Annotated in this window: 15 protein-coding genes and 3 tRNA genes; 8 read left to right on the forward strand and 10 right to left on the reverse strand. The window is 47.6% G+C overall.

Annotated features, from left to right (window positions below):
• Nucleotides 1–116: 116 nt before the first annotated feature.
• Nucleotides 117–686, forward strand: coding sequence for a YybH family protein (locus LZP69_RS04940; protein ID WP_234199082.1), 570 nt, complete (start codon nucleotides 117–119; stop codon nucleotides 684–686).
• Nucleotides 687–719: 33 nt separating this feature from the next.
• The gene (locus LZP69_RS04945; protein ID WP_234199083.1) at nucleotides 720–1274 is read left to right on the forward strand and encodes a YchJ family protein; all 555 of its coding nucleotides are present in this window, start codon (nucleotides 720–722) and stop codon (nucleotides 1272–1274) included.
• A 57-nt stretch (nucleotides 1275–1331) separates the two neighbouring features.
• Here the strand turns inward: LZP69_RS04945 and LZP69_RS04950 are convergent, their stop codons facing one another.
• From LZP69_RS04950 to LZP69_RS04960, 3 genes are all read right to left on the reverse strand, one after another.
• The gene (locus LZP69_RS04950; protein WP_234199084.1) at nucleotides 1332–3590 is read right to left on the reverse strand and encodes a putative bifunctional diguanylate cyclase/phosphodiesterase; all 2259 of its coding nucleotides are present in this window, start codon (nucleotides 3588–3590) and stop codon (nucleotides 1332–1334) included.
• A 160-nt stretch (nucleotides 3591–3750) separates the two neighbouring features.
• Nucleotides 3751–4038, reverse strand: coding sequence for a DUF406 family protein (locus tag LZP69_RS04955; RefSeq protein WP_234199263.1), 288 nt, complete (start codon nucleotides 4036–4038; stop codon nucleotides 3751–3753).
• A 90-nt stretch (nucleotides 4039–4128) separates the two neighbouring features.
• Nucleotides 4129–4641: a VC2046/SO_2500 family protein gene (locus LZP69_RS04960; protein ID WP_234199085.1), complete on the reverse strand. Its 513-nt coding sequence runs from the start codon at nucleotides 4639–4641 to the stop codon at nucleotides 4129–4131.
• A 125-nt stretch (nucleotides 4642–4766) separates the two neighbouring features.
• On the opposite strand from LZP69_RS04960, the gene LZP69_RS04965 reads away from it, so the two are divergent.
• The 4 genes from LZP69_RS04965 (at nucleotide 4767) to LZP69_RS04980 (ending at nucleotide 6417) form a co-directional block, all read left to right on the forward strand.
• A tRNA-Tyr gene (locus tag LZP69_RS04965) sits at nucleotides 4767–4851 on the forward strand.
• Nucleotides 4852–4889: 38 nt separating this feature from the next.
• Nucleotides 4890–4974, forward strand: a tRNA-Tyr gene (locus LZP69_RS04970).
• A gap of 40 nt (nucleotides 4975–5014) precedes the next feature.
• A tRNA-Tyr gene (locus LZP69_RS04975) sits at nucleotides 5015–5099 on the forward strand.
• A gap of 256 nt (nucleotides 5100–5355) precedes the next feature.
• A complete protein-coding gene (locus tag LZP69_RS04980) occupies nucleotides 5356–6417 on the forward strand; it encodes a PLP-dependent cysteine synthase family protein (RefSeq protein ID WP_234199086.1) in 1062 nt (353 codons plus the stop codon).
• Nucleotides 6418–6460: 43 nt separating this feature from the next.
• Here the strand turns inward: LZP69_RS04980 and queE are convergent, their stop codons facing one another.
• Complete coding sequence (gene queE, locus LZP69_RS04985) at nucleotides 6461–7129, reverse strand: 7-carboxy-7-deazaguanine synthase QueE (protein WP_234199087.1); 669 nt, start codon at nucleotides 7127–7129, stop codon at nucleotides 6461–6463.
• A gap of 173 nt (nucleotides 7130–7302) precedes the next feature.
• Here queE and queC point away from each other — a divergent pair, with 173 nt between their 5' ends.
• Together queC and rrtA are read left to right on the forward strand one after the other, a co-directional pair.
• On the forward strand, nucleotides 7303–7989 hold the full coding sequence (queC, locus tag LZP69_RS04990) for a 7-cyano-7-deazaguanine synthase QueC (protein WP_234199088.1): 687 nt from the start codon (nucleotides 7303–7305) through the stop codon (nucleotides 7987–7989).
• 6 nt (nucleotides 7990–7995) lie between these two features.
• Nucleotides 7996–8580 carry a rhombosortase gene (rrtA, locus tag LZP69_RS04995; RefSeq protein WP_234199089.1) on the forward strand — a complete coding sequence of 195 codons (585 nt, stop codon included), beginning with the start codon at nucleotides 7996–7998 and terminating at the stop codon, nucleotides 8578–8580.
• Here rrtA and LZP69_RS05000 read toward each other — a convergent pair.
• From LZP69_RS05000 to dapA, 6 genes are all read right to left on the reverse strand, one after another.
• On the reverse strand, nucleotides 8574–8906 hold the full coding sequence (locus tag LZP69_RS05000; protein WP_234199090.1) for a GRAM domain-containing protein: 333 nt from the start codon (nucleotides 8904–8906) through the stop codon (nucleotides 8574–8576). The genes rrtA and LZP69_RS05000 overlap by 7 nt on opposite strands.
• Nucleotides 8907–9166: 260 nt before the next feature.
• Nucleotides 9167–12256, reverse strand: a complete 3090-nt coding sequence (locus tag LZP69_RS05005) for an efflux RND transporter permease subunit (RefSeq protein WP_234199091.1) — start codon at nucleotides 12254–12256, stop codon at nucleotides 9167–9169.
• Nucleotides 12253–13338 carry an efflux RND transporter periplasmic adaptor subunit gene (locus LZP69_RS05010; protein ID WP_234199092.1) on the reverse strand — a complete coding sequence of 362 codons (1086 nt, stop codon included), beginning with the start codon at nucleotides 13336–13338 and terminating at the stop codon, nucleotides 12253–12255. Before LZP69_RS05010 ends, LZP69_RS05005 begins: the two co-directional genes overlap by 4 nt.
• A gap of 132 nt (nucleotides 13339–13470) precedes the next feature.
• Nucleotides 13471–15867 (reverse strand): EAL domain-containing protein, encoded by a 2397-nt coding sequence (locus LZP69_RS05015; RefSeq protein WP_234199093.1) that lies wholly within the window; start codon nucleotides 15865–15867, stop codon nucleotides 13471–13473.
• Nucleotides 15868–15996: 129 nt separating this feature from the next.
• The gene (gene bamC, locus LZP69_RS05020) at nucleotides 15997–17121 is read right to left on the reverse strand and encodes an outer membrane protein assembly factor BamC (RefSeq protein ID WP_234199094.1); all 1125 of its coding nucleotides are present in this window, start codon (nucleotides 17119–17121) and stop codon (nucleotides 15997–15999) included.
• A gap of 3 nt (nucleotides 17122–17124) precedes the next feature.
• Nucleotides 17125–18009, reverse strand: a complete 885-nt coding sequence (gene dapA / locus LZP69_RS05025; protein ID WP_234199095.1) for a 4-hydroxy-tetrahydrodipicolinate synthase — start codon at nucleotides 18007–18009, stop codon at nucleotides 17125–17127.
• Between the last annotated feature and the right edge of the window lie 62 nt (nucleotides 18010–18071).

Consider the following 18071-nt stretch of genomic DNA (forward strand, 5'->3'; position numbering starts at 1 on the left):
AGCCGATTGGCCAACTTATGCTGCTCACTGATACACAATTTGTTAATAACTAAAACTTTCCGATCAAATGGCCTTGGATTATAGTGGTGTCAAATTCCATTAGAGACGCCTTGTCAATGAAATTAACCAAGTTAATGGTTATCGCCATAATTGCGGGCTTAGTCAGTTCGCTATTTTTGCCCATGATGGCTCAAGCCAAAACCAGTGACGATGATGCATTGAATCAGTTTTATGCCCAGTTCACTGTGGCGTTCGAGCGCCTGGATGTGGAGATAATCAAAACGATTTATGCTGAAAATGCCTGCTACATACCCGAGCAACAAAGCAAAGATATCACTATAGGCCGCGACAAGATCATCGCCCTATACAATGCCTTTTTCAGTAAAATAAAGAATAAGAATGCCCATATCGAAGTGGACTTTCGTGTCATTGAACGTCAAATCAGCCAAAACAGTGCGACCGATATCGGCTATTACATGATCCGCTATCATCCCCCCAAAGAAACCGAAGAACCTGTGAGTGAGTTTGCTGGTAAGTTTGTAAATGTGTCGAAAAAGAAAAACGATGGAAAATGGTATCTCACTGTCGATACCAACAACCGCGCCGAACCCGATTTCTACTATCAGGCAAAGCCCACACCCAATCTTTATTTTGGGCTCCATTTTTCTAAAACTAAGCATAATTAGCAGCGCTATCACTGCATCCTGAGTGAATAGATCATGCCCATAACCCAAAATTCAGAACTCAGTCCAGAGCTAAGCCCTGAGCTATCTCCAGAGCAAAGTCCAGAGCTATGCCCAGAAGAGCTATGCCCATGCGGAAAACAGACATCACAGGGCGCGTTAGCTTATCAGCAGTGCTGTCAGCCCTATCACAGGGGGCAAGCGGCTCCCGATGCTGAAACCTTAATGCGAAGTCGCTACAGCGCATTTGTCTTAAGAGAACATGACTACCTGATCAGCACACACGACTCTGACTATCTAAATGGATTAACCAAAGGGTTACTCGATAGTGACAACCACACCCATTGGATAGGACTGGATGTGAACGATTTTCAGGAAACTGGTGACACAGCCGTTGTTGAATTCCATGCCTGGTACCTTGATGATGGCCTAACGGCTATTCATGAAATATCGCAGTTTCATAAGCGAAATGGGCGTTGGTTATACACCACAGGAGAGCAACGCCCGCCTGAGATGCCGTCACGCAACTTGCCCTGTCCCTGTAAAAGCGGCAAAAAGTTTAAGCAGTGCTGCCTGTCGCGCAAAGCTTGATGAGTATGGGCGCCTATAAATATGAGTGCTTGTGACTATTACTAGCCAGACGTTAAACTAACCGGGGATACTTTTGGGCACAGCTCTGGTGATAGTTCTGGAGTTAGTTCTGGAGTTAGTTCTGGAATCAGGGCTGACGCCAGCTCTAGCATTAGCAACAGACTGAGCCACCAAAAACTGACTAAAATCCGCTTCTCTTAACGCAGGGCTATACAAAAAACCCTGGGCATGATGGCAATGCAGCTTAGAGAGAAACTGCTCCTGCTCTATGGTTTCAACCCCTTCGGCCGTCAATGAGATATTTAACGCCGAGGCCATTGCAATAATGGCGCTGACAATTTCACGGCTCTCCGGGCTGATACTGAGATCGGAAATAAACGAGCGATCAATTTTCAATTTAGAGATAGGGAACTGCTTTAGATAACGCATAGAGCTGTAACCCGTGCCAAAGTCATCGATGGCTAAGCCCACACCTAATTCGGCTAACTCCTTGCAAAGGTTAGTCGCATAGATGATATCTTCCATCAGCTCAGTTTCTGTGATCTCTAAGATCAGGGTTCTGGGTTTAATGCGATAACGCGTGATGAGCTTCCATACCTGATCATAGAGGTTAGTGCTGAAAAATTGCTGAGCTGACACATTCACATGCATGGAGATATTCAGATCATGGCGCTGCCACAGATTCAGCTGTTTGCAGGCCGACTCCAGCACCCATTCACCGATGCTATTTATAATCCCCGATTGCTCGGCAATTTCAATAAACGCGCCGGGATATAAGATCCCTCTCTTAGGATGATGCCAACGTATTAATGCTTCGGCACCGATATACTGCTTTGACTGTAGATCTTTGAGCGGCTGATAATAAAGTTCAAACTCCCGCCCTTTAAGGGCTGACTGAAGTTCCCTCTCTATCTGGGCGCTCTCTTTGAATGATTTGAGCAAGGCATAATTAAAAACCTGAATCAACTCACCCTGTTTCTGTTTAGCATACTGCAGCGCAATATCGGTGCAAGTCAGTGGGGAGAACTGTTGCTCTAAAGATGCTAATGAGACTATGGCAAGCACAGGTTTGACATCAAATCCTTCTCTGCCAATCAGCACAGGAAGACTCAACTGCTGATAGAGACGTTGAATAAATCGCTCGTATAGCTGTTTCTCATCAAGATCCCCGGCGCCATGAATCACCAAGGCAAACTCATCACTCCCAACACGGGCGAGTAGATCGGTATGGTTTACACTAGCGAAATGTTTTAAGCGCCTGGCGATTTCAACGAGAAGCTGATCACCCTTCCCATGACCATAACTGTCGTTAAAGCGCTTGAAACCTTTAAGGTCAATCAAAATAAGATGACCGGAATCTTGATGCTCCAACGCCTGATTAAAGTAACTTCGGTTGTATAACCCAGTTAAAGCGCAACGCCAAGCCAAACGCTCAAGCTCATCCTGATTCTTACGCTCATCGGAGCAATCTTCTACCGTGATCAACGCATAATCATTGCCGCGCTTTGTGGTGAATGGCCGCGCATTATATCGAACCCAGTACTGTGAGCCGTCTGGGCGTGTCATCTGGGCTTCACGCTTAACCGCTTGATGAGACTTGATAAGGGATAATGCGCTATAAGCCTCTTGCGGCGACTGCTTGAAAAAATCAAGTTCAGTGACTGGCCTGCCTAAGACCTTTTGCTCTGAAATGCCGGAAATAGTGTGATATGCCCCATTCACATACTCGACAATATCGGTATTGAGGTTTAACACCATGCTCACTTGTTCTGAATGCTCGATCGCCTGATGAAATAACGTCAAACGTTCATCAGTCTCGTAGGCCCTTTGGGTTGCCAGTGTCAGGGCTAACTGATCGGCTACTTGTGCTGCAATGTGGATTTCGCTTTCGCTCCAGCCCCGGGGATCACTACTCTCAAGAAATAGTACGCCTTCGAGGTGGCCATTGATGCGAATCGCCACATCCAGGGCGCTCTTGATCTGCTTTTGGGAAAAGTAGTTGTCATAAAGGCAATTGAGTCTGGCGTCGGTTGCCACATCAAGGGCGTCAATCACCCTGCGCAGCTTTAACTCATCGAGATACTCACTGCAGTCACTTGGCCTTGGACGGATAACATCAACGCTGCCACCTTGATGAGCGATTTGGTCGATAAGATTGTTTTCGATGGAAAAGACACAAACACCTGCATAGGTGAGCATCAATTGCTCGTTCAGTAGCCGGGTACTCAATAAGGCTGTTTCGCTAAATTGGCCTTCTTGCTTCTCAACCGAATTGATGATCGATTCAAGCAAATATTGATATTTGCGCTTAACCATATATCCCTAATCGCTGGCAGAATAAAAATCACCGCCAAAATAGTATTTTTATATTACAGTATAACTGCTTGTTTATATTTATTATTATTACAACTTACTCTATTGCAATTTACTCTATAGCTATGCCCTTGGCTAGCCATCAAATAATAATTATCGGTTTTTACAGCCCCTGCTGTAATTGAAAGATCATTTTTTCGGCGCTAAAAGCAAAAGTGAGCATCAGCCGTTGGCCACCTTCAATATCAACGACTTCCACTTTAACACCGTCAAACTTAGCCTGAGCAGCTTTGGCAAACTCAGCAATGGCTTGCTGACTATCAGAACCCACTCTTTCTATAGTGAGCAAGGTATCATGCTCATCGATGACGGCGCCGATATCGGCATAACTGCCACAGTCGTTGCAGGTGTCATTAATCAGATCTGACTGTGCTTTCTCAATATTGTTCATCATTTACACCAATGTGTTTAAGCAAATTTATGAATAATTATAGAGGGCCTGCGCAACTAAAACGAGACTGAGTGCGAGACTTTCTTCAACTTATACACAAATTGCTTTGGCCATCGTCCGCTGGGCAACTAACTGTTCTGAAAAATGTTGATCTTGGTCAAAATAGGTAGCGGCGTTCACCTCCCCTTTATGGCGAGCCTGTGTCACAGGATCGCAATTGGTCAAGACTTGATGCATGTCGAGTGAATCACGGCCACGGACAACCAAGGCTTCGGGAGTTAAATAGTGCTGAAGATGAAAACCCGTCAAATTGGATGTATGACTCTGCTCTTCAAGAGAGTGATGAAAACAGGCGCTATTGTCTACCACAGCATTCAGACTGAGATCGGCAACATAAGGTTGAGGCGGTGGCAACTGAAATTTTTGCCTTAGTGCCTGCAGTTTGTTATCACACTCTTGCAGATGAAACTGCGCCATATCGCAGACATCATTTGAAAGCATAGCCAACAAAAGGGCAAACTCGCCTCGACGGGCCATACCCACAGCCTGGTTAAGTCTGGTTCCCAGATTGACTTCATTGATCAATAACTGATTGCTTTGCATAAAAAAACAACAATAAAAATGTCTGTTGTCACTTAATCGACCATTTAACGCATTTCTTTAGGAATATTTTGAATTTCGGCCTTTACACTCGCACCGTTTCTGTCTACTATGGCCGCCGCAATTAAGGAGGGGTTCCCGAGTGGCCAAAGGGATCAGACTGTAAATCTGACGGCTCCGCCTTCGAAGGTTCGAATCCTTCTCCCTCCACCATTTGCGCCAAAGTGCTAAGATATTGATAAAGATATGTTGGAGGGGTTCCCGAGTGGCCAAAGGGATCAGACTGTAAATCTGACGGCTCCGCCTTCGAAGGTTCGAATCCTTCTCCCTCCACCACTTTATCTTGCTTAACACTGGGTTAGAAATCACTATCTGTGGAGGGGTTCCCGAGTGGCCAAAGGGATCAGACTGTAAATCTGACGGCTCCGCCTTCGAAGGTTCGAATCCTTCTCCCTCCACCATTTCTCTCTTTTTCCTCGCGTCACTTCCAACATATTTTAACCGTTTCTCAGCTTTTCTGATCAAGCAAGCTTATCTGTATGATCCACTTTCTCATTGGTATCTCGCCTCAATAAAACAGTTCAATCTGCCCCCTATTACCGAACTAGATTTATGGTTATAATCCATAACCAGATGCTATATTGCCGTGGCACACATAATAACAACACCAAGATCAATACGAATAACAACAAGAAACGGCAACATAAGGAAGAGGTAATGGATCAGCTCTGGGTTAATCAGGCCATTGAAAAAATTGAAGCCGACTATCAGCGAAGTGCTGATACCCACTTAATTAAACTCGATATCCCCTGTCTAACCGATATCGATATCTACTTGAAAGATGAAAGTACCCACCCCACTGGCAGCCTGAAACACAGACTGGCCCGCTCACTTTTTCTATATGGTTTATGTAACGGCTGGATAAAAAAAGATACCCCGATTATCGAGTCATCCAGTGGCAGTACTGCGGTTTCCGAAGCCTATTTTGCCCGGTTGCTGGGACTGCCTTTTATTGCTGTGATGCCCAAAAGTACCGCCAAGAGGAAGATCCAGCAGATCGAATTTTACGGTGCAAAATGCCATTTTGTGAATCATTCCAGCGAGATTTACGCCGAATCCCAGCGCCTGGCCGATGAACTTTCGGGCCACTATATGGATCAGTTTACCTACGCAGAACGAGCCACAGACTGGCGGGGTAATAACAATATCGCCAACTCTATTTTTGAGCAGATGCAAAGAGAACCTCACCCGGTGCCGAGCTGGATTGTCATGAGCCCAGGCACAGGGGGCACCTCGGCCACTATAGGCCGTTATATCCGCTATCAACGTGAAACGACTAAGCTGTTAGTGGTCGATCCTGAGCATTCGGTGTTTTTTGACTATTACCATCAAGGCGACAGCAGCCTCACTTGCACTCAGGGCAGCAAAATCGAGGGCATTGGGCGCCCAAGGGTCGAACCCTCCTTTATTCCGGGTGTGGTGGATGAGATGATCAAAGTGAAAGATGCTGCATCAATCGCCACTATCTACTGGCTGGAGAGGCTTATCGGCAGAAAAGCCGGTCCCTCCACTGGCACCAATCTCTACGGTGCTTTAAAGCTGGCCACTCAGATGAAAGCAAGAGGTGAGAAAGGCTCTATCGTCACCCTGCTATGTGATGGTGGTGAACGTTATCTGGACACTTACTATAACGAGCAGTGGGTGAACTGCAATATCGGCGATATCGGTCACTATCAGGCAGAGTTAGAAGCCTTTAATAAAACAGGTCAGCTTGGCTGAAGTGAATATTGAGATCAAAAAGGGCTGCAGTTGCAGCCCTTTTCTAATCGATATTCAAATATTTATGCGTCTGTATCGATAAGCGCCAATTACGCTCGATACAGGTTTTCATCGCCAGCTCAGTTGCACGCGGCTTTTGACTGATAGGCTGCAAACAGATGGTTTTATTGCTCAGCTCCAGCGGCTTAAGCAAGTCATCTAACTCATCGATATGTTTTTGTATCGCAACCGGATGTTTAATCTCATTGGCTCGCTCCAGAGCCTGGGTAAGCACGGCATAGCCGCCTTTCATATTGACTTTCGGTGACACTGTTACCCAAGTTTGCTCATCACAATGCACCTCGAATGTGCCACTGGTTTCAATCTGACACTGGTATCCCTGCGCGGTGAACAGTTGCGTTAAGGCGGTGAGATCGTACAGACAAGGTTCGCCACCGGTGATCACTATATGCTTAGCTGTAAAGCCTTTACGTTTGAGCTCATCTAACAGCTGCTCAGCACTCAGCTCTGCCCAGCGCCCTACTTCACCATCCACCTGAATGACCTGCTGCGGCTCGACTCGGTTTTCAATGAGTTTCTCCCAGGTATGGCGAGTATCACACCAAGGACAACCCACAGGGCAGCCTTGTAACCTCACAAAAATAGCGGGGGCGCCAGTGAAGACGCCTTCGCCTTGTATGGTTTCAAATACTTCATTTACGGGATACTTCATTATCTACCTCATCCTAGTGGGTCGGCTTTTATAGAGGATTTTTCTCGGCCAAGCAAGTTTTTCAATCACCTTATAGATCAAGTATTAGTAGGATCGCACCTCAAAAGCGAAGAAATTGGCAAGCTGGCCGCTGTCAGTTAAACTATCGAAAATTCAGACTATCATAGATCATTATGCCCAATATCGCCGTTGTCGTTTTTAGTGGAGGGCAAGACTCCACCACTTGCCTGATTCAAGCCATTAACCAATTCGATGAAGTTCACGCCATCACCTTCGATTATGGCCAACGCCACCGTCAGGAGATTGAGATAGCCAAAGAGTTAGGCCAAAAATTGGGCGTCGCCAGCCATAAAGTGCTGGATGTGACTGTGCTCAATGAACTAGCGATCTCGGCGTTAACCCGTGACGCGATTCCGGTCTCAAATGAATTGATGGAGAACGGCTTGCCCAATACCTTTGTGCCAGGTCGTAATATTCTATTTTTAACCCTGGCCGGGATCTACGCATACCAGATAGGCGCACAGACAGTGATCACTGGCGTGTGTGAAACAGACTTTTCAGGCTATCCAGATTGCCGTGATCAATTTATCAAAGCGATGCAAAATGCGCTTGAACAAGGGATGGACCGAAAACTGACCATCTCAACCCCATTAATGTGGCTCAATAAGGCACAAACTTGGGCCTTAGCGGACAGGTATCAGAGCCTTGAATTGGTCAGGGATGAGACCCTCACCTGCTATAACGGGATTAAAGGTTCAGGCTGTGGAACTTGCCCTGCCTGTATATTACGCAGCAAAGGGTTAAACGACTACCTAGACAATAAGACCAGCATACAAGCCGAATTAGACAATCAAAACTAAACCAGCATGATCCATAAACTCAAATCGACTGCCACCCCCTATAGCGTGGTGGCATTTATCAGCCTGTTGTGTGTCACTCTCTTCATTATTCAGCTTGAGGGTCAACTTGGTTACCGCCGTAGCGCCATCAGTCATGGTGAGTGGTGGCGTCTGTTTAGCGGAAATTTACTGCACACCAATGCCCTGCATCTTTTGATGAACCTAGCGGGTCTGTGGGTGATAAGCTTTCTACATGAGAACCACTACAGGCTGGCAAATTTCAGCCTAATTTTCATCTTGCTCGGCCTGCTGCAAGGCATAGGCTTATATCTCTTCTTCCCCGCCCTTGGAGCCTATGTCGGCCTAAGCGGATTGCTTCATGGCCTGTTTACCTATGGCGCACTTAGGGATATTCAGTCTGGGATACGCTCGGGTTACCTGCTCTTGGTGGGAGTTTGCGCCAAAGTGCTCTATGAGCAGGTTTATGGTGCCAGCGAGCAGATCACTCAGATGATCAATGCCCGTGTTGCTACCGAGGCGCATCTGGTCGGTGTGATCAGTGGGATCCTGCTCTTTATTCTGTTTAGATTGGTAAGACGCCTGACTCACTGATGAAGTTCGGCCTGAATTAAAGCTATCCACTCGTCGATATCAGCCGCAATAAACTGATAATTCTCTTTGTTGGCTAAGCTAAGCTGCATCCCATCTGGCGTGATAGGCAAGATACCCGCGCCTTTCCCCCAACAGGGCTCAACAGCGACGACCTGACTCATCCCAATCCCATAGGGGCCGAATGGGCTCGACTTGCTGTAGGGCTCAAAACACAGCTGATGCCGGGCTAAGGTCAATACGCCATCCACTCTTATGGCACCTTTTTGAAAACTGCAAGGTGCCGTCCTGTTCAGCCCCTCTTCCATATTTAAAACATGATTTTCCATCTGCTACTCCTAAGATGCTAATTCCATTTAAATAACAGTAAAATAATTCACTGCTGCGTTATGTATACCCTAACAAATTTTCCCCGATAGTTTAACTACCACAAACAGGGACCTCAAAATAAACTGGGCATGAAACCGGTGGAAAAGTGAAAAATGCGAAAATGAATTAAGCGAAAAATGAATTAGGCGAAAAGTGAAATAAAAAAGCCAACCTATGATTAAGGTTGGCATTTTATCTCGAGCATCAGAAGGGATTAAGGCTATTTCAGCTCTTGCTCAAGCGCTCGCGCCACCGCATCTGGCGATCCCGTCTTACGGGCAAGCACTGAGTACATCACAGGGATCACTACCAGTGTAAAGAAGGTCGCCAGTATGATCCCCGACAGCACAACCACACCAATAACGAAACGTGTCTCGGCGCCAGCGCCTTTGGCTAGAACCAATGGAATGGCGCCCGCTGCCGTCGTGATACCTGTCATCAAAATGGGACGTAAACGCTGGCTGGAGGCGCGAATAATGGCATCATTGAAGGCGATCCCTTTATCTCGCAGCTGGTTGGCAAACTCAACGATCAAGATACCGTTCTTGGCCGCCAAGCCGACCAACATAATGATCCCTATCTGACTATAGATATTGAGGCTCTGCCCCGTCACCCATAGCCCTATCAGCGCACCTAAAGTCGCCAGCGGCACTGTCAGCATGATAACCATAGGGTGAATATAGCTTTCAAATTGCGCTGCCAACACTAAGAATACTATGCCAAGGGCCAGCAGGAACACGAAGTACATAGAACTACCCGACTCCTGATAATCCAGCGATTGCCCCTTATAGCTGATCACCGCCTCTGCCGGTAGATAGATATGGGCAAGATGATTAAGATAGGTCAGCGCCTCACCTAGGCTATAGTCATCGGCAAGGTTTGCTTCTAAGGTAATAGAGCGCATCCGGTTGTAGCGATTCAGCTGGCTAGCATCGGCAAACTCTTCGACACTCACCAGGTTAGCCAGCGGGATCAACTGCTGACTTCTGTCAGAACGCACATAGATGTTAGCCAGATCGCTGGCAGTATTTTGGTTCTCGCGGTTGCCTTCGATGATCACATCATACTCTTCACCATCGCGCATGAAAGTGGTCACCAAACGTGAACCCAACATAGACTCCAGAGTACGGCCAATATGAGCAATAGACACCCCCAGATCGGCGGCGCGATCCCTGTCTATCACCACACGCAACTGAGGCTTAGTCTCTTGATAGTCATGATCAAGACCGATTAATTTAGGATTCTCTTTGGCTTTTTCGAGCATGATATCGCGCCATTTCGCCAGCTCTTCGTAGCTTGGGCCACCCAGTACAAACTGTACAGGCTTACCTATGCCGCGGCCAAATGCCTGGCGCATCACAGGGAAGGCTCTCACACCAGCAAGATCCGATAGCCTTGCGCGTATATCATTGATGATTGCCGATGCAGGACGCCTCGTTGACCAATCTTCCAATACGATAATCGCCATACCGTTAGAGAAATCAGCACTGCGACCAAAACCACGGGGCGCACGGATCAATAGACGCTTGATCTCGCCGCTTTCAACGAGTGGCATTAAACGCGCTTCAATCTCATCCATATAGGGACTGATAAATTCGAAGCTGGCCCCCTGAGGACCGTTCACCATCAAAAACATAGAGCCCCTATCCTCTTGCGGAGCAAACTCCTGAGGAACCTTGGTCATCAAAAAGCCACTGGCAAGCAGTGCCATTACCACTAAGCTGCTCACCAAGACGGGATGCTTCATCGACTTGGAAAGCAAAAGACCGTATGCGGCGATCAGCTTATCCATACCCGCATCGATGCGTTTCACTAGCCAAGGTTCTTGCCCAGTTGGCTTAAGCAGCTTAGAGCACATCATAGGGCTTAAGGTTAAGGCAACGAGACTGGAGAATATCACCGCCGCGCTCATCGCAACAGCAAACTCTTTAAACAGCTTGCCCAAATCGCCATCTAAGAAGGTGATCGGCATAAACACAGCTACCAGCACCAAGGTGGTTGCTATGATAGCAAAGCCAACTTCACGGCCACCTAAAAACGCCGCTTTAAGGGGAGAGTCTCCCTCTTCGATGCGGCGGTGAATATTTTCTAGCATCACAATCGCATCATCGACCACCATACCGATGGCGAGGATCATGGCAAGCAAGGTTAGCAGGTTGATGGTATAACCCAGAGCATAGAGTACGATGAAGGTCGCCATCAGAGAAACCGGCACAGTGAGTGCGGGGATCAACATGGCACGCACGCTACCCAGGAACAGATAGATCACCACTATGACCAAAGACATAGCGATAAACAGGGTCTGATACACCTCGTTGATAGAGGCTTCGATAAAGACAGAACTGTCGTAGGAGCGCTTAATCTCCATGCCCGCCGGCAAGGTGGGGTTAATTTTATCAACAAGGGCGTTGGCCGCACGGGCCACATCCAGTGTATTGGCGGTCGATTGCTTGGAGACACCAAGGCCAATCATAGACTCGCCATTGCCTCTGAAGGTGATACGCTCCTCTTCTGAGCCTATCTCGACCTTGGCCACATCGCCAAGTTTGATCAGATACCCATCATCCCCTTCGGCCAGCACCAGCTCATTAAAATCTTCCGCCGTCTTAAAGGTTCGCTCCAAACGTACAGTGAATTGTCTGTCTTTGGACTCTACCGAACCTGCTGGCAATTCAACGTTTTCGGAGCGTAGCACTTTCTCAATATCGGCAACGGTCAAATGCCTAGCCGCCAGCGCCTGACGGTCAATCCAGATCCGCATCGCATAGACTTTGCCGCCTCCGATACGGATATTGGCCACACCGTCGATCACAGAGAATCTGTCCACAAGATAACGCCGTGCGTAATCGGTTAACTGCAGTGTCGTCATCTGATCTGACTGCAGGTTAAGCCACATAATCACTTCATCGCCGCCACTGGCTTTTTGTACCTCTGGGGGATCGGCTTCTTCCGGCAGGTTATTGAGCAAGCCTGAGATACGATCACGCACATCGTTGGCCGCAGCCTCGATATCACGCCCAACATCGAACTCTAAGGTAACAGAAGAGCGACCATCACGGCTGGAAGAGTTGATATTACGTATCCCCTCAACGCCACTGATCCTATCCTCGACTAACTGAGTAATGCGGCTCTCGACAACCGCGGCGCTCGCCCCTCGATAGTTAGTTTCCACCGATACGATTGGCGGATCTATGTTGGGATACTCCCTTAATGGCAACTTATCGAACGAGACTAAACCAAACGCAATTAAGAGCATGCTAATAACGGAAGCAAATACCGGCCGTTTTACCGACAAATCCGTTAACATCATACGGTGGGACCCACCTTAGCCTGTTCGTTAAAGCTAAAATGCTCACTGGGCTGAGTGGTCACAGTATTGCCCGGGCGCACTTTTAAGATCCCGCGGGTCACGATACGTTCGCCTATATTAATCCCATCTAAAATCTCGACCCAACCTCGCTTACGCAGCCCAATCTGCACCTGGCGACGTTCAATCACATCGTCGTCATTCACAAGATAGACAAAATGATTCTGCTGGATAGGAATAATTGCCGCTTCCGGGATAATCAAGGCATCACGGCTCTGTTTAATCAGCTTTACCTTCATCAGCATGCCGGGTAGCAAACGTAAGTCCTTATTGGGGATCTCGGCGCGAACGATAACGGCGCGGGTGACAGGGTTAACGCGGCTATCGACCGAGACCACCTTGCCATTGAAAACCTGGTTATCAAATGCCACGGCACTGGCTTCGACAGATTTGCCTATTGCGATAGATTGCAAGAAACGCTCGGGAACCGAAAAGTCCAGTTTGATCACAGAGATATCATCCAGGGTCGTGATCACTGTGCCGGGCGTCACCAGACTGCCTAAACTCACTTGGCGCAAGCCAAGACGACCTGAAAATGGGGCTAGGATGTGGCGATCTTTTAAGGCAGACTCGGCCTGATCCAGCTCAGCCTTGGCGGTATCCATCAAGGTCTGTAATCTGTCACGCTCAAGTTCGGCAACGGTTTGGCTGGTGACCAGTGAACTGATACGGGCCAGTTCACGCTTATGGTCGTTCATCTGTACGCTGGCGACTCTGACCCTGGCAAGTTGCTCCCTATCCTGCAGACGAACTAACATGCGCCCTTTCTCGACTATGTCGCCATCATCGAAATTCAACTCGGTCACCATATCGGTCACTTTCGGGGTAATTGAAACAGATTCGTTCGCCTTGGCAGTCCCCAATGCCTCGACTTCATCACGAATGGGCTGCATTTCCGCGATGGAAACCACCACATTTGGGGTCACGGCAGATCTCGAGGGGGAAGGTTTATTTTCTTGATTTATATAAAAATAATAACCAGTTGCGGCAGCAACTAATATTGCTATTGTTATAGTTTTTTTCATCAATGGTCCAATCATCGAGTTTTATTATCAGTAGTTTACCTTGTAAAACCTCCTCATCAAGGCGTTTTACTTTTCCTTACAATATTAACAACCCCACTACAAATGTGTGCTTGTTGGCGAATTTCCCCTTTATTATCCAAATCGGGAAAAGCTCTCTTGCTTCTCAATCACCTCAAGCAGCTGCGCCCAGTTCAATGCGCCATGCATAAAATACCCCTGACCGTAATCGCAGCCGAAGTTTTGCATTCTCTGGTATTGCTCATGGGTCTCAATACCTTCTGCCACCGTTTGAATATTTAAGGTTTTGGCCAATTTAATGATGGTTTCTAGGGTGATTTGATTATCTATCGCCATATCCATGTAGCGAACGAAGGCGCGATCGATTTTTATCAGGTTAAAGTTCATCTGATGCAAAGACTTTAGTGAAGAGCAACTGGTGCCAAAGTCATCGAGCGCAATCGATAGCCCTAAATTTTGCTGACGGGAAAGCGTCTGCTTGACTTCATCTTGTAATGCACTCAAAACCTGCTCTTTGACCTCAATCCCCATCAAAGAGAGTAACGGCTGATTGTTGCAATATTTAGACTCCAATAAACTGAGCAATTTAGTCGAGTTAAGACCGCTGCCAGAGAGATTGACGTTTAACCTGAACGCTTTGGGCAATGCACTTTGATATTCACTGAGCAGCTCAGACACAGTCTCGACCACATAACAATCCAGCTGCTGCAGTGCGCCATTACGCTCGCAGGCGGCAATGAACTGCATAGGCATGAGTGGGCCTAACTTAGGGTGTTGCCAGCGAACAAGGGCTTCTGCGCCGATCACTCTATCACTTTTTAGCTGATAAATTGGCTGAAATTCGAGATAAAACTCCCTACCTGCAATTGCCTGATTAAAGTCGTCACTAAAGGAGGCGAGCAGGAGTTCATCCGGCGCCCCATCATGCACATAGACCCTATTGCCCCCTAACTGTTTGGCTTTTTGCATCGCTTCATCGGCCAACATCAGCAGCCCATTGGGCGAGATATCGATTGCGCCGCAGTTTGCGATACCTATGCTCACTGATGTCTTAACTGCGATGCCACTTAGGTTGATCGGTTGCTCGAACAAGTCCAGTAGCCTGTTGGCAACCTCCAGAGACAACTTTGGCTCGGCCATGTTATCGAGTAAAATCGCAAATTGATCTTGGCGCAGATGGCACACAGACTCCAGCTGCCCCAGCCCCAGCCCCAGACGCACAGCCACCGCTTTAAGCAGTTCATCCCCTAAGTGATGGCCATAGGTATCGTTGATCAATTTAAAATGATCTATATCCAGATATAAGAGTGAAATGCCACTTAGATTATCATCTATAGCTTGTTGCTTAAGCGTACTTTTAACCCTGTTGCAGGCCTGAGCAATTCTGTCGAAGAGCAAGGGGCGATTGGCGAGCCCAGTCAATGGGTGATGTAAAGCAATCTCTTCCGAACGCGACTTAAGGTTCATTCTCTCGATGGCATTACAGATATGCTTGGCAGCAAAGATCAACAGCTGCTTATCTTTGGTCTGAAACAGATAGTTGTCGTCATAGCTTTGTACAACCACTATGCCCTTAAAGTGCTCATGGCCAAAAGGGATCCCCAACCAGCTCCTAGGCAGCTCCCCCAACACCTGAACTTGCCCTGCCGCCACCATACGCTTTAGCTCGGCCTTATCGGCCAGCAAGGGTTGGTTTTTGAGTAACACATAGCCTGTGACACTTAAAAAGTGAGGGTCGATGGTATAGTAAGTATTGTGCGCTATCTCATCAAACTCATCCACATGATAGGGAAAACACAGGCGCTGGCCGGTATTGTCCAGCAGCGCGATATAGAAGTTTTTAGCAAAGATTAGCCGGGAAATACACAGATGCAGACGATGATAGAAAGTCGGTAAATCATGGGTTTCAAATATCAGCTCGGCTATCTCGAACAACACATCCTGGATCTTGCAGCTGTATTCTAACTCTTCGATGGTTTGCTGCAGTTTGACCACAGATTTTGCCTTATGGATTTTCATGGCTGTGATGGAAGCCAGCGCAAACAGGGTGCGCTCATGCTGCTCATTATAAAAATTTTTCTTTGGATGTTCTGTGTCTATCACCCCCACCACTTCACCATCGATAAGCATGGGCACCGCCAGTTCGGACAATCTAGGCGCATCATCCACAATGTAATTGGGATAAAGCCGGGTATCAGGGATCCGTAATGGCTGCTTGCGTTTCGCCGCCTCACCCACAACCCCTTCACCTAACTTAAGTTCAATCGGGGATAAGATCTCAAAGCCTTTCGGGTTCTTGGCGCCATAGCTGGCCCGTTGGATCAACATGCCGCGTTGCTGATCCAGCAGATAGACCACCACGTCATCAAATCCCATCTGCGCAACCACGTTCTGCGCCAGATGCCACAGGATATTATCGACACCCTGCAGGGATAGCATATCGATAGCAAATTCACTGACAATTTTTAGGTACTTGGCTTCGATATCCTGAAGGTGAAACTTAGAAGGCATCTAACCTCCATTACAGAATTTCTGGCAGAATGCCATCTGCTAACTATAGTCAGTGGTGATAATTTTACTTAATTTGGGGTACAAAAAAGGAGGCGAATTACGCCTCCTTTTCGCTTCTAACTGAACCGATTATCGCACCTTGCGATCCTCTTTCATCAGTTCGGCAAGACCGTTATAGATCTCTTCAACTGTCTCGTTCTCCAGCGGCTCATCCGCGATGTCGTGAAGATAGATACGCGTCTTATTGGCTTTGTCCTCTTTATCTTCTTCAACCAGAAGACGATAAGCGCCCTTCTTCAATGGCAGCTGCTTATCGTTCCACAAAGAGCTCCAGAAACCGGAATCTTCGTTGACACTGATATAATACAGCCCTTTGTTGCTGTCCATGTCGACAATTTCAAATCCCATCTCAGGCAGAACCAGACGCAGACGATCCCAGCTACGCTTGTAAGGTGCCAGGGCTAACCAGTAGCTCGACTCTGACTGCGCCTCATCTTCCACTTCAGGCGCCTTAACCAGCTCCACTTCGATCCCCAGGCTTTCACGAATTCGCTTGGCCTTGATCATCTGCTCACGCTTCACGCTCATGTAAGCAATGGTGCTGTTTAAGATATCAACGGTAAAACGGCGTTTATCTTCGCCACTGAGCGACACATCCTGAGACTCACCATTGTAGGACTCCTGGTGATCGATTAGCTCAATCTCCAGATTACCACTGCGGCCATGGGGACGGACATTCACGGTAAAGCGATAACGTTGGCGTACTGTGTACACATCGTCACTGCCAAAGAAATGGGTGTCTAACACATCCTCATTTTCGATCCAGTCTGTCTCTATAATGCCGGCGTCATAGTCTTCTTTGACTATATCAATAGGCTTACTGTTGAGATAATTGGTTAAAATGGTAAACATCTCTTGGCGTAAATCGACCTCATTGTCGATCGTCTCAACAATGATCTTGATACTGTCACTGGACTCTTCAACATGCGTCCCTTCCGCCATGGGCAAAATTTGCAGCGGCGGGCGGATATCCAAATTTTTCCCCACAGAACGGCTATCGGCCTTGTCGCCAAGCTCAGGGATCGCATACTCGTTACTGTATTGAGGCTCATTCAAATCGGCGGGAATAACCAATTTAGGCTGGGCGGCTAACGAAACATACTCATCAGTACCATTAGCCTGGCGTCGCTCCAGGGGTGAACTACATGCAGAAACTGCTGCAATCAACAAAATCGGTGTTACTTGCTTTAGCATTTATTATTGGACCTCTATTCGGGCTTTTTTCATCGCTTCTAGCAACAGACCATGGTATTCGGGTGAAAGTTCCGTAAGGGGTAAACGAATATGACCGTTTTTAATTAACCCCATACGATGGGCGGCCCATTTCACCGGGATAGGATTCGCCTCACAAAACAGTGCAGTGTAAAGTTGCACAATGTCCGCTTCAGCGGCCAAAGCAGCCTTATCATCACCGCTAAGCGCCGCACGGCACATAGCTTTAAACTCTTTCGGCACTATGTTGTTAGCAACCGAGATCACCCCATCGCCGCCTAGCAGCATAAACTCACGGGCTGTCGCATCATCGCCACTAAAGAGTTTAAAATCATTACCACACAGTTCACGCAGACGCTTTACACGGCTCAGATCGCCAGTCGCTTCTTTCACCCCAATAATATTGGGGACTTCGACCAATCTGGCGACAGTTTCAGGCAACATGTCGACCGAGGTACGGCCAGGCACGTTATAAAGGATCTGCGGAATATCCGTGGCGTTGGCCACTGCAGTGTAATGGGCCACCAAGCCGTTTGGTGTGGGTTTGTTGTAATAAGGTGTGACGCCGAGCATAGCGGCTACGCCAAGGTTTGACTGCGCCTTGGTCAACTCGATCGCTTCTGCCGTTGCGTTCGCGCCGTTACCACCGATCACAGGTACACGACCAGCGGCAAATTTCACTGTATGGGACACAACCTCAATATGTTCTGACATGGGTAAGGTTGCAGATTCACCCGTCGTACCGACGGCAACAATACCATCTGTTCCTTGCTGGATATGGTATTCAACCAATTGTTCAAGACTTGCATAATCAACCGAGCCATCACTATTCATAGGTGTGATTAAGGCTACAATGCTTCCGTTTATCATGTGATTTCCCCAGGTGTTCAGGATTCGCTATGGTACTGATGCTCAGTGGTAAACACAAGCAT

Source organism: Shewanella sp. AS1, assembly GCF_021412565.1.
Classification (GTDB): Bacteria; Pseudomonadota; Gammaproteobacteria; order Enterobacterales; family Shewanellaceae; genus Shewanella.